The 12,378-nt window shown below is 38.6% G+C and carries 9 protein-coding genes; 6 read left to right on the top strand and 3 right to left on the bottom strand.

Annotated elements, in window-relative coordinates; genetic code table 11:
* Nucleotides 1-6 precede the first annotated feature (6 nt).
* Together ACX0HA_RS05265 and ACX0HA_RS05260 are read left to right on the top strand one after the other, a co-directional pair.
* Nucleotides 7-1,068: a cytochrome-c peroxidase gene (locus ACX0HA_RS05265; protein WP_458844224.1), complete on the top strand. Its 1,062-nt coding sequence runs from the start codon at nt 7-9 to the stop codon at nt 1,066-1,068.
* A gap of 4 nt (nt 1,069-1,072) precedes the next feature.
* The gene (locus ACX0HA_RS05260) at nt 1,073-2,002 is read left to right on the top strand and encodes a transporter (protein WP_458844223.1); all 930 of its coding nucleotides are present in this window, start codon (nt 1,073-1,075) and stop codon (nt 2,000-2,002) included.
* An 80-nt stretch (nt 2,003-2,082) separates the two neighbouring features.
* Here ACX0HA_RS05260 and ACX0HA_RS05255 read toward each other — a convergent pair whose 3' ends face one another.
* On the bottom strand, nt 2,083-3,048 hold the full coding sequence (locus ACX0HA_RS05255) for a glycosyltransferase family protein (RefSeq protein WP_458844222.1): 966 nt from the start codon (nt 3,046-3,048) through the stop codon (nt 2,083-2,085).
* Nucleotides 3,049-3,073: 25 nt separating this feature from the next.
* On the bottom strand, nt 3,074-4,768 hold the full coding sequence (gene lysS, locus ACX0HA_RS05250; RefSeq protein ID WP_458844221.1) for a lysine--tRNA ligase: 1,695 nt from the start codon (nt 4,766-4,768) through the stop codon (nt 3,074-3,076).
* 156 nt (nt 4,769-4,924) lie between these two features.
* Between lysS and lipB the strand changes: the two genes are divergently transcribed.
* Nucleotides 4,925-5,650: a lipoyl(octanoyl) transferase LipB gene (gene lipB, locus ACX0HA_RS05245; protein ID WP_458844220.1), complete on the top strand. Its 726-nt coding sequence runs from the start codon at nt 4,925-4,927 to the stop codon at nt 5,648-5,650.
* A 10-nt stretch (nt 5,651-5,660) separates the two neighbouring features.
* Here lipB and ACX0HA_RS05240 read toward each other — a convergent pair whose 3' ends face one another.
* Nucleotides 5,661-6,278, bottom strand: a complete 618-nt coding sequence (locus tag ACX0HA_RS05240) for a ribonuclease HII (RefSeq protein ID WP_458844219.1) — start codon at nt 6,276-6,278, stop codon at nt 5,661-5,663.
* A 222-nt stretch (nt 6,279-6,500) separates the two neighbouring features.
* On the opposite strand from ACX0HA_RS05240, the gene ACX0HA_RS05235 reads away from it, so the two are divergent.
* From ACX0HA_RS05235 to ACX0HA_RS05225, 3 genes are all read left to right on the top strand, one after another.
* On the top strand, nt 6,501-8,441 hold the full coding sequence (locus ACX0HA_RS05235; RefSeq protein WP_458844218.1) for a S8 family serine peptidase: 1,941 nt from the start codon (nt 6,501-6,503) through the stop codon (nt 8,439-8,441).
* A gap of 255 nt (nt 8,442-8,696) precedes the next feature.
* On the top strand, nt 8,697-11,792 hold the full coding sequence (locus ACX0HA_RS05230) for a SusC/RagA family TonB-linked outer membrane protein (protein WP_458844217.1): 3,096 nt from the start codon (nt 8,697-8,699) through the stop codon (nt 11,790-11,792).
* 54 nt (nt 11,793-11,846) lie between these two features.
* On the top strand, nt 11,847-12,378 hold a 532-nt coding region (locus tag ACX0HA_RS05225; RefSeq protein WP_458844216.1), incomplete at its 3' end, for a RagB/SusD family nutrient uptake outer membrane protein.

Here is a 12,378-nt window from a genome sequence, read left to right as displayed (position 1 = left end):
TTCCTGATGAATTTGCTGTTTTGTAAAGGGAAGTTCCTGTTAGTTCTTCCCTTGCTATTCTTGCTGCTGTCTTGCAGTGATGATACAGAATATAAAGAGCTGAATGCCAAAATGGACTTCAGGATTCCGACTAATTTTCCTGCACTTGCCCAAGATGTTGAAAATAACTATCCTACACAAAAAGGATTTGAGCTCGGCAGAAGATTGTTTTACGATGCCCAATTGTCAGCCGACAATACGGTCTCGTGTTCGTCCTGCCATGAACAGGCATTTGCTTTTACACATCATGGACATGCATTGGGTCATGGTATAAACGATCAGGAAGGCATTCGTAATGCTCCTGCAGTTCAAAACCTTGCTTTTCTGAATGATTATTTTTACGATGGCGCTTCAAACAGTATCGAGATGCTGTCTATCAATCCAATTCATAATCCTGTTGAGATGGCCGAGACACTCGAAGGGATTTCGGCGAAATTGAAAAAAGATAAATCCTATGTGCAAATGTTTACTGCTGCATTTGATGGAGGAGAAGTATCGTCGGGTAATATCCTGAAAGCTTTAGGCCAGTTTATGACCATGATGGTTTCGGCCAATTCAAGGTATGATAAATATGTGCGCAATGAACCGGGAGGTACAATGACGGCACAGGAATTAAACGGGATGAAAATTTTTGCAGAAAAGTGTGCCTCTTGCCATAAGACAGATCTTTTTACAGATAACTCTTTTAGAAATAACGGACTACCGCCAAATCCTAACCTCGACGATAAGGGTAGGGAAGTAGTCACGGGATTTCCGGCTGACAGGTATAAGTTTAAAGTGCCAAGCCTTCGTAATGCAGCACTTACTGCGCCTTATATGCACGATGGTCGATTTGGCAGCCTTGAATCAGTCCTTAATTTTTATGCAACGGGAATGAGGAGTTCTGAAACACTCGACCCTTTGCTAAATAAAGATGGGGTGTTAGGTGTAGCACTTTCGCAGGATGAAAAAGAAGCTATCATAGCTTTTATAAAAACCCTTACAGATGATGAGTTCGTTAAGAACCCGTTATTCTATTACAAGACATAAAAAAATGAAAAAATATATAATACTATTGCTGATGGCCTGCCAGTTTGGTTTTGCAGGTACGCCGCCAACTAATTTTAAGAAATACCTTGATGATGATTGCGATGCCTGTGGTTGCTCGGCAAGCGGCGGCGGAATGGGATTCAGTTCTATGCTTAACCAAAATTTTGTAGGGTTACGTTATATGTATCAAAGCTATACAAGCCGCGAAGGAATATTTAATAACTCGCCTTGGATAGATGAGAATTTCAATACTGTACAGGCGTTGGCAAGAATACCTGTATCTAAGAACTTTCAAGTATCTGCGTTGGTTCCCTATCATTTTAATAATCGGACACCTTCTACGGGAAAGCAAACGATTGACGGGATAGGTGATATAACAATATTAGGTTTGTATACCCTTTATCAAACGCATAAAGACAGTACATTTTTTGTGCATACATTACAAGGTGGTGCTGGGGTTAAAGCACCTACCGGAAAATATAACGGTGCAAATAATGGGAGTGTTAACCCCAGTTTTCAGTTAGGAACTGGTGCATGGGATTATATGCTGGCTACAGAATATGTGCTTAAACATAAGCAATGGGGACTGAATACCATGCTTAATTATATTTTTAAGACTGAAAATGACGAGCATTATCAATTTGGGAATCAGTTCAATTATGTAGGAACATTGTTCTATGTAATAGAAAGGGATAAATTTACTGTTGTTCCGCAAGCCGGTATAGCCGGCGAGGTGTATGCTACCAATAAACAATATAATGAAGATGTGCCTGATACTGCCGGTGATATACTTTTTGGTAAAGTAGGTGTAGAGGCTGGGAGCGGAAAATTTTCGTTAGGCGTAAATGCAATGTTGCCGATAAACCAAAATCTCACAGGAGGTAAGGTAGATGCGAATTACAGGTTAGCTATAAATCTTAATTATAGTTTGTAAGCAAAAAATACCAGATATAACAGCAAAAGGCTCCTTGTTGGAGCCTTTTGTTATTTTTGAGTCTGAATTAGGATAATATATTACCCTTCAATAAAGACTGATTTAAATTTTTCCATTACTTCTTGCGGAGAAAATTCTTTCGAATAGGCATCCCAGTCTTTTGCAGGGTCAGGTGTAAAGCCAAGGAGTAACTCTTTAAGAGAATTCTTGTCACTGTATAATAATGCTTTATCTCCTAAAATATCAATATGTGAGTTTTCTCTTGAGCCTGTCCATGTGATTACCGGTTTATTGCGCACTGAAAATTCACCAATGGCTATGCCAAAGCTTTCTCCCTGTTTGCGTGCGTGCAGATAGGCATCACAGGTATTTATAAAACGTGATTTATAGGTCTCGTCTACTGTCGCAGGTAAGAATATGACGTTTTTATAAGGCCTGAAAATGTTTTTCGATAAAAATGAATCAGTTCCCATGAAAAGAAAATAAACATCCTTTCTTCTTCGGGAAATCTGTTTCACTACGCTTTTGGCAAAAGATATATCAAAAGTGTTACCTCCGCCATGCCTGCCAAATACGATAGCATCTTTAGGGATACCAAGTTCCTGTCTTAAATCTGTATCATTTGGCTCAACATAGATCATGTGAGGAACATAGGGTGATTTACCGCCGGTCATCTCTTCACTAAGCCATTTTGAAACATATGCATAGACGTCTCCATGTGGTTCATTTGCTTTAAAAACGGTATGAATACAGGTTTTGCAGCATTTTACCTCTACACCGTCTTTCTTTCCCATTTTAATGGCATAAAACATCTGAGCGTTTTCCTGCCTCACTAAATCTTCGATCTCTGAGATCGTGTCGTATGCAATAACCTTAAAACGTTCTTTAAAGCGTTCTATAGCCGGGCCATAATTGTTTTTATTAGTCCCATTATACATAATAACAGATTCATTACCCAATAGCTCCTCATTAAATACGGCATAGTTATATAACGCATTAGAAGTGCCTCGGTAAGCAAGCTGGTTTTCATGTAAGATTATCTTCATAGCGACAATGCGTGCGGATTTAGCCTTATCCTTTATATTCGACTGTTTTAGAGTCGCCTTCAACAGTTACTTTTACAAGTCCGTGTTTTGCAAGTCCTTTCATAGCTGCATCCCATTTCTTACCGCTTAATGCTGCCTGTGTTTTAAGAGCATCGAGTGCAAGCTGTCCGCTGGCTTTAAGCAATTCTGCAACTGCTTTTTCATCTTCGCTAAGCTCGGGACCTTTTTTCTCAGGACGCATCTGAGGGAAGAATAATACTTCCTGTATCGATGGGTTGTTGGTAAGGAACATGATTAGCCTGTCCATGCCAATACCTAAGCCTGATGTAGGAGGCATACCGTACTCAAGAGCACGAAGGAAGTCATTGTCAATAAATTGCGCTGCTTCTACATCGCCGCGTTCAGAAAGTTTAAGCTGAGCTTCGAAACGCTCTCTCTGATCAATAGGGTCGTTAAGTTCAGAGTAAGCATTTGCGATCTCTTTACCACAGACCATAAGTTCGAAACGCTCTGTAAGCTCCGGATTGTCACGGTGTTCTTTACATAGCGGGCTCATTTCTTTCGGATAATCGGTAATAAATGTTGGCTGAATGAAGTTTCCTTCACATTTTTCGCCAAATATTTCGTCAATAAGCTTGCCTTTGCCCATGGTGTCATCTACATTGATACCCATGCCTTTAGCGGCTTCGTATAATTCTTCTTCTGTTTTGCCTGTAATATCAAAACCTGTAAATTGTTTGATGGCATCGGTCATAGTGACACGTGCATAAGGCGCTTTAAAGTTAACTTTATGCTCGCCGAATGTTGCTTCGCTCGTTCCGTTAACTGCTGTAGCACAATGCTCAAGAAGGTTTTCGGTGAACTCCATCATCCAGTTGTAGTCTTTATAGGCTACATATATTTCCATAGCGGTAAATTCAGGATTGTGCGTCCTGTCCATACCTTCGTTGCGGAAATTTTTAGAAAACTCATAAACACCATCAAAACCACCTACGATCAGTCTTTTCAGGTAAAGCTCATTGGCAATCCTCATATATAGGGGAATGTCAAGGCTGTTGTGGTGCGTGATGAATGGCCTTGCTGCTGCACCACCTGGTATAGGTTGTAATATTGGTGTTTCGACTTCAAAATAGCCTTTGTCGTTAAAGAAACTACGCATTGCGTTGAATAGTTTTGTCCTCTTTACGAATACTTCTTTAACCTGTGGGTTAACCACAAGGTCAACATAACGCTGGCGGTAACGAAGCTCAGGATCGCTGAAGCTGTCAAATACATTACCATCTGCATCTGTTTTAGGCATTGGGAGCGGTCGAAGCGTTTTGCTTAAAAGCGTAAGTTCTTTTACACGGATAGATTTTTCGCCAACCTGTGTTGTGAAAAGCTCTCCTTTTACGCCTATAAAGTCACCAAGATCGATAAGTTTCTTAAATACTTCGGCATAAAGGGTTTTGTCTTCGCCTGGGCAAATCTCGTCACGGTTTATGTAAACCTGTACACGCCCTTCGCTGTCCTGGATTTGTGCAAAAGCCGCTTTTCCCTGGTCACGGATAGACATTAAACGTCCTGCCGCGACAACCTGTTTACCTTCAGAAAAATCGTTCTTCACCTGTTTAGACGTATGGTCTACAGGATAAAGGTTTGCGGGATACGGATTAATGCCGAGATTTCTCAGCGCATCCAGTTTTTCTCTACGAATGATTTCTTGTTCTGAAAGCTGCATGATTTATAATGTTTTTAAGCCTGCAAAGATAGTGATTATTAACAAATAATCAATTGATAGACTTCACCTGAAAAGGGTTAATTGTTGTGATTTTAGATTATGTAATCCCAAGCAATAAGTTTTGTAAATTTGTAGAGCGATTTTAGCGATACTGACATGAATAAAAAAGTTGAGTTTTCTGATCTGGGTATCAGGGATTACAAAGAGACGTGGGAATTTCAGGAAAAGCTTTTTCAGGAAATTTTAGATATAAAAATAAAGAACAGGAGGGAAGAGCTTTCGCTTGAAACGCCGAACCATTTGTTATTTGTAGAGCATCCGCATGTGTATACGCTTGGTAAAAGCGGAGATATTGAGAATCTGTTGATCAACGAAAAGCAGCTTGAGGCAAAAGGAGCTACTTTTTATAAAATAAACAGGGGAGGAGATATTACATACCATGGCCCGGGTCAATTAGTAGGGTATCCCGTGATTGATCTTGAGAATTTCTTCACCGATATTCATAAATATCTGAGGTTTTTAGAAGAAGTGATAATCAGGGTGCTTGCTGATTATGGTCTTAAAGGAACCCGTAGCGATGGCGAAACCGGAGTTTGGCTTGATGTAGGTACACCATTTGCAAGAAAAATATGCGCAATGGGGGTAAGGGCATCACGATGGGTAACTATGCATGGCTTTGCTTTTAATGTTAATGCTGACCTTGGATATTTTGATAATATTGTTCCTTGTGGGATTAAAGGTAAAGCAGTCGCAACCCTTAATGCTGAGCTTAGGGTAGATAAGGTTGATGAGGCTGAGGTAAAGCAAAAAGTCCTAACCTATTTTGCTGAGCTTTTTGAGGCAGAAATTGTCTCAGCAAAAAGTGAATCTTTACACCTATAATATATAGGTGTTATCCTGAGTAGTCAAAACCAAAATCAAATTCAAACTGTTCGGGTAAAAGCCTGAACGATTTTCGGTGGTATTTTGTAATACCGTATTTCCTTATGGCTTCTCTATGCTCCATGGTGGGGTAGCCTTTATTTTTCTTCCAGTTATACATAGGGTACTCCTCATGTATCATATTCATATAGTCATCACGATATGTTTTTGCTAAAATAGATGCGGCTGCAATACTCAGGTATTTGCTGTCCCCTTTTATGATGCAGCTGTGGGGTATATTGTCTACAGGCTTAAAACGATTCCCGTCAACAATGATGTAGTTGGGTATTGGCGTTAGTTTGATGATGCATTCCTGCATTGCTCTTATAGAGGCGTTTAAAATATTTATCTCATCTATAATTTCAGGCTCGATATTTGTAATATGGTAGCAAAGTGCTTTTTCCTGAATAATAGGGCGAAGGTGTTCTCTTATTTTTTCTGAGAGTTGTTTTGAGTCATTTAGTAATGCCAATTCAAAATCTTCAGGGAGAATAACTGCTGCTGCTGTTACGGGGCCGGCAAGGCAGCCTCTGCCTGCTTCATCTGTACCGGTTTCATATTGCAGGCCTGAAAAATTTGATAAAAGCATAATGTTGAGCGAGTTGTGTTTATGTTGTGTAAGGAAGCAAAAATAGGATATCGACGGTGAATATAAAACATTTACAGGCTAATTTATAATTATTAATACTGTGGTATAGATGTTTATAGAGAATAATTTGATACTTTTGCTTTTCTATTAAAAAAAAACACGTTTTGCATCTTGTTTTGAATAGAGCTATTAATACGATTAAATAATTTTAAAAAAACAGTTATGAAAAAAAATACTGTGAAGCTTTTCGTTCTTGCTATAGCATTAGGAAGCAGCCTTGTGGTTAGTGCACAGGAAATGAAAAGATCGAGAGCCTTCAAGGATAATGTAGTTGAATCTAAAATGCGAGCTGAAAAATTTAGTATTGAAGATGCGGCAAGGGAGAAAGAGGTTACTGAGTTTGCAAGGCTAAATAACCTGCCTATGGAAATTAGGAAAGATAACGTTTACATGAGACTTACCTATGTTCGCAATGGTGAGCCAATATATACTAAGACATTTAATGAAGAAACGGCGATAACTTCGCGTGTTGATAAATTGCATCCTAATGGTAGTTCAGGATTAGGTCTTACAGGTAGGTATTATGATAACCCTGATGCTAATGCAGATCCTGAGCGTATTAATATAGGAGTTTGGGATGGAGAGTATCCTAAAGTTACGCACCCTGAGTTTACGGGAAGATTTTTTCCGATAGACGGACCTGCAAATAATCCGCAGGATCACCCTACCCACGTGCTAGGGACACTGATAGCAACGGGTATTGATGCTGATGCAAAAGGTATGGCGTATGAGGGATTTGGAATGGTAGCTAATTTTGCAAATGATTTTGGTGAAATGGCTTTGAATGCAGGTTCTTTAGTTTTGTCTAACCACTCTTACGGTTTGGCTGAGCCTAATAATTCTGTTACGGGCGTTTATTTTGGAGGTTTTGCGAAAAGAGTAGACCAGATAACTTTTGATCATCCTTATTATCAGCCTGTGTTTGCTGCGGGAAATGAGGGTGATGGTACTTATGATAATTTGACAGATAGGGGACTGGCTAAAAATGGTATTACTGTGGCAGCTATCAATAAGCTTAACTGGGTTGACCTTAATACACCACAGATTGCCAGTTTCAGTAACTGGGGTCCTGCTGATGATAACAGGATTAAACCGGATATTTCTGCTGCGGGTGTAAATATTTATTCTACCATGGCACATCTTCCTGTAAACCCGGTAGATTATGATAAGATGTCGGGTACATCAATGGCGTGTCCGAGTATTACCGGAGCTCTTGCTTTAATACAGCAGTATTATGCAATACAGCATACTCCTGCAGACGATATTGGTTTCTCCAGAACATATATGCTGTCTTCTTCGCTTAGAGCGTTGATGGCGCATTGTGCTACTGAGGCAGGGGCAGTTGGTCCTGATGCTAAATTTGGCTGGGGTGTTATCAATGCTGAAAAAATGGCTGACGTTATAACTAAAGAGGGTACTGAGTCAATGATTCTTGAAAATACACTTACATTGAATCAGGAGTATACATTAGAGGTAGAAGCTTTAGGAAGTGAGCCGCTTGTAGTTACTCTGGCATGGACTGATCCTGCTCCGAATATTTCAGACTGTCCTGCTAATGATCCTTTTTGTTCTTCAGCTTCTATTGCGCTGGTAAATGATCTTGATATTACTGTAGTAAAAGGTTCTACGATAAATTATCCATGGAAACTTACGAGTAATCCTGCATCTCTTGCTATAAAAGGTAATAATAGTGTTGATAATATCGAAAAAGTTGAAGTAGCTAATGCTTCAGGTACATATACGATAAAAATTAAGCATAAAGGAAATACTCTTGTTAATCCTGCAAATCCTTCTCAGCAGCAGCAGGTTTATTCACTTGTGGTAACGGGTGTAGATTCTCCACTTGCAGCTGGTGATTTTACAAAAGACAGCTTTAGTGTTTGGCCTAATCCTGCTCAGGATCGCTTAAATATATCTATGGCATCTTCTTTGGAAAATGGAGCTAACGCTACTGTTTATGATATCCAGGGTAGAGTTGTTCTTGTAAGCAAAATATCGGCTGCCGATACAGAATTAAACATTGAGAGCTTAAATACTGGTGTTTACATGGTTAAAGTTGTAAATGGCAATAAAACTGATGTAAAGAAGTTTATTGTGAAATAAATTTCCAAAAAATATATTTATTTACGCAACCTTTTAAGAAAGTTTGCATCTAAAAAGAAACGTCGGCTTAATTGTTGGCGTTTCTTTTTAATTTAAAAAAAGATGCAAAATGTGGGCAATAATTATTAATCTGTTGTGGATTTTACATTTACGTTAAAAAATATGAAAATTTAGCGTTGCCAGGCAATGTTAAAAGTTTGTTATATTAAAATAAATTAATAGATTTGCAACTTAACTAACTCAAATTAATTAAATATGAAATCAAAGTTTACTTGGATTTTTACGCTGTTACTAGCGTTTTTTATTCAGTTTTCCTTTGCGCAGGAGAAGACCATTACTGGTGTAGTTACCGATATGGATGGTTTTCCGATTCCGGGAGCTAACGTAGTTATTGCCGGTACTTCGCAAGGTGTTCAGACTGATATCGATGGAAAGTATTCAATTTCTGTCGCAGTTGGACAAAAATTAGTATTTTCATTCGTAAGTATGCAGGCGCAGACAGTTACTGTAGGTGCTTCGGGTACTGTTTCGGTTCAGCTTATGCCTGAAGAACTGGAAGGTGTTGTTGTAGAGGCGTATAGGACTACTACAAAAGCACAGTCGAATGTAGCTGTTACAACAATTACTTCGAAAACTATTGAAAACAGGCCAAATGCTACCTTTATACAGACGTTACAAGGTCAGGTACCTGGTTTGAATATTTCTACAGGTTCAGGTCAGCCGGGAGCTAACAGTACTGTTATCCTTAGGGGTTATGGTTCTATCAACGGTAATGTTGAGCCACTTTTCGTTATTGATGGTGTGCCGTTAAACTCTGATAACTTCAGAAGTATCAACCCGAATGATATTGAGTCTATCTCAGTTCTTAAAGATGCTGGTGCGACTTCAATCTACGGTAACAGGGGTGCAAACGGTGTTATCATCGTTAAAACTAAAAAAGGTGGCTTTGAGTCTCCTCTTAATGTTAAGTATTCTGGTACTACAGCCTTTACTACAATTCAGGATAACAAGTATAACAGAATGAATGCTAAGCAGTTGTTAAGGCTTGAGAGAGATTATGGTAGAGGTTTAGGTTATACAGGTGGTGCTGCTGGTGGTGCTATGACTGATGCTGAAATTGATGGTTATAACGTTAATACTGACTGGTATGATGAAATTTTCCATACAGGAGCATCTCAAAACCACGTTTTAAGTTTAACAAGTGGTGGTAAAAACCTTTCTTCATTTACATCTTTTGGTTACTATGATATGGAAGGTATTGTTAAAGGTTCTGATCTTAAGAGATTCAGCTTTAGAAACAACCTTACAGGTAAAAGTAATAATGACAGGTTCAACTATAGTACTTCGATAACTGTTAACTACTCTGTGAGAAATGAAGTAAGTAACCTTGGTTCTGGTAACGTTAATATTAACCCGATTATTGCTGCTAATGGTGGTGCTCCTTATTTAAGCCCATCTTGGTATACAAACGGTTTTGATCTTAATAGCTGGTATGAATCAGGTATTCCGGTTGCTGCTGCAGCTAACCTTGGAGCTCCAACTATTGCAAGCTCAACATTATTGTTGACTCCGCTTATGCTTATGGATATCCAGAAAACGGGTACTAACCAAACTAATGAGCTTAAGATGATCGCTAATGCTCAGGCTACTTATAAGATCACTGATGATATTACTTTCGGTGCTACTTTAGGTTCTGACTTTACTGAATCAATTGGTCTTCGTGTGCAGGATCCAAATTCATTCAACTCATTCCTGTTCCAAAGAACCAATGAAGAATGGCTAGGTTTTCAAAATGAGATATTTTCAAGAGATTTTGCATTTAATGCAAATACCAGTTTAAATTATAATAAGGTTTTTGCTGATAAACACACTCTTGATGTTTCAGTATTTACTGAGTATTATAAAGCACACCTTAAATCATTCCAGTATACTCAGCTAGGTTTGAACCCTAAGGTATTTGTACCTGGTAATGGTGCAGGTTATATTGATTTTGCTCCGGCGACATCTCCTTTCTATGTTCCGCTTGCGAGTTCAGGTAAGGCTACTGCTGGTCTATTCTCTTACTTTGGATCTGCTGATTACGATTATGATAAAAAATACGGTGTTGGTGTAACTGTACGTAGAGATGCTTCTTACAGATTTAGTGATACTAACAAATGGGGTACTTTCTGGTCGGTTTCAGGAAGATGGAATATCGACAAGGAAGAGTTTATGCAGGATACTCCATTTAATATGCTTAAGCTTAGGGCTTCAATTGGTACTGCTGGTAACCAGAATATCCTTGGTCAGAGTATTTTCGCAGCTCCAAACAGCTCAAGAACGTTATTTGATGCTACGACAGGTTATGCAGGACTACCTGCTTATTCACTTGTACAGATTGGTAACTCAGACCTTAAATGGGAAACTGTTGAGCAGGCAAATATTGGTTTAGATTTTGAAGTTTGGAATAGCAGACTAAGAGGTAATCTTGATGTTTACAGAAAAACTACTAAAGATCTTTACCAGGCTTCTCCAATCTCAGCTATCAACGGTACATATAGTATTTCTGCTAACAACGGAAGCATGAGAAATAGCGGTATTGAGGCGTTAATCTCTTATGACGTAATTAAAGGTCAGGATTTCAAATTGACATTAAATGCTAACGGATCTTATAACAAGAATGAAATCCTTGATATTCCAAATGATGAAGGTTTAGTTGATAATGGTACTCAGGCTAATGCTGAAGGTGGATCTCTTGGACAATTCTATATGATTCCTTACGCTGGTGTTAACCCAACAAATGGTAACCTTTTATTCTATAAAGCAGACGGTTCTCTTACTGAAAACCCGGATCCGGAAGTTGACAGAAGGCTTACAGGTAAATCTCCGATACCTAAGTATCAGGGAAGCTTTGGTTTTGAAGCTGATTACAAAGGTTTCTTCTTAACGACTCAGTTTAACTTTGTTGCTGATATTTACAGAGTTGATGCCGATCTTGATAATCTTCAGGATCCAAGTGATATCGGACAATTCAATAAATCATCTGATTTATTAAATGCGTGGACACCTGATAACAGGACTACAGATATTCCTTCATTATTCTTAAGTAACAAAGGATTTGATTCTCAGTCTGACAGATACCTTAAAGATGCTTCTTATTTGAGACTTCGTTATACTAGTCTTGGTTATAACTTCACAAGCGCTATGCTTGATAAAACTCCATTCACTGGAATCAGGGCTTATGTTCAGGCAGAAAACCTTGTTACATGGTCTAAATGGAGAGGATGGGATGCTGAAAGTAACAGAAGTGGTGATTTTAACCAATATCCTACACCGAAAATCTTCTCTCTTGGTATAGAAGTTCAATTTTAATTAAAAATTATTATGAAAAAAATAAAAGTATTTTTATTAGTTGTTGGGGCTTCCATGTTTGTAGCCTGCAACGATGCGATAGATATCATTCAGCCGAGCGAATTGCTTCCTGAAGATACTTATGAGACTGTTAAGGATATGCAATTAGGTCTTAATGGTGCTTATGGTGCTCTTCCCGGTGAGAACTCTATTTATTTCACTTCTATGTTTACTGACGAGGTAAGACTTGGTAGAAGTAATGGTGGACAGGGTACTGATGGAGAACTGGCTTTTCAGTTAAACAATAGCTCTAGTGATGCTGCATCTATTTGGCAAAGCAATTATTATGCTATCAATCTTGCAAACCGTCTGATACTTGGAGCAAAAGGTGTTGTTCCAGCAGATGAAGATGAGTTAGCTCAATATAATTCTATCCTTGCTGAGGCTTACTTTATCAGAGCTTTTGCACATTTCCAGCTTATCTCTTATTTCTCACCAAATATGGAAGATGACAATGCATTGGGAGTTATTTTAGTTGATTTTGTTCCTACTATAGAAATGAAATTGCCTAGGAGTACTAATGGTGAAATTTATGCGCTTATTAACG

The sequence above is a fragment of the Flavobacterium hauense genome (genome assembly GCF_054457175.1).
The sequence above is the reverse complement of the archived record's forward strand: the minus strand, read 5'-3'. Positions and strand labels throughout refer to the sequence as shown.

What these genes read in the sequence shown, in the direction of transcription:
- ACX0HA_RS05235 (WP_458844218.1), top strand. Translation starts at nt 6,501, where the DNA reads ATGAAAAAAAATACTGTGAAGCTTTTCGTTCTTGCTATAGCATTAGGA.
- ACX0HA_RS05255 (WP_458844222.1), bottom strand. Translation starts at nt 3,048, where the DNA reads ATGAAGATAATCTTACATGAAAACCAGCTTGCTTACCGAGGCACTTCT.
- lysS (WP_458844221.1), bottom strand. Translation starts at nt 4,768, where the DNA reads ATGCAGCTTTCAGAACAAGAAATCATTCGTAGAGAAAAACTGGATGCG.
- lipB (WP_458844220.1), top strand. Translation starts at nt 4,925, where the DNA reads ATGAATAAAAAAGTTGAGTTTTCTGATCTGGGTATCAGGGATTACAAA.
- ACX0HA_RS05230 (WP_458844217.1), top strand. Translation starts at nt 8,697, where the DNA reads ATGAAATCAAAGTTTACTTGGATTTTTACGCTGTTACTAGCGTTTTTT.
- ACX0HA_RS05260 (WP_458844223.1), top strand. Translation starts at nt 1,073, where the DNA reads ATGAAAAAATATATAATACTATTGCTGATGGCCTGCCAGTTTGGTTTT.
- ACX0HA_RS05265 (WP_458844224.1), top strand. Translation starts at nt 7, where the DNA reads ATGAATTTGCTGTTTTGTAAAGGGAAGTTCCTGTTAGTTCTTCCCTTG.
- ACX0HA_RS05240 (WP_458844219.1), bottom strand. Translation starts at nt 6,278, where the DNA reads ATGCTTTTATCAAATTTTTCAGGCCTGCAATATGAAACCGGTACAGAT.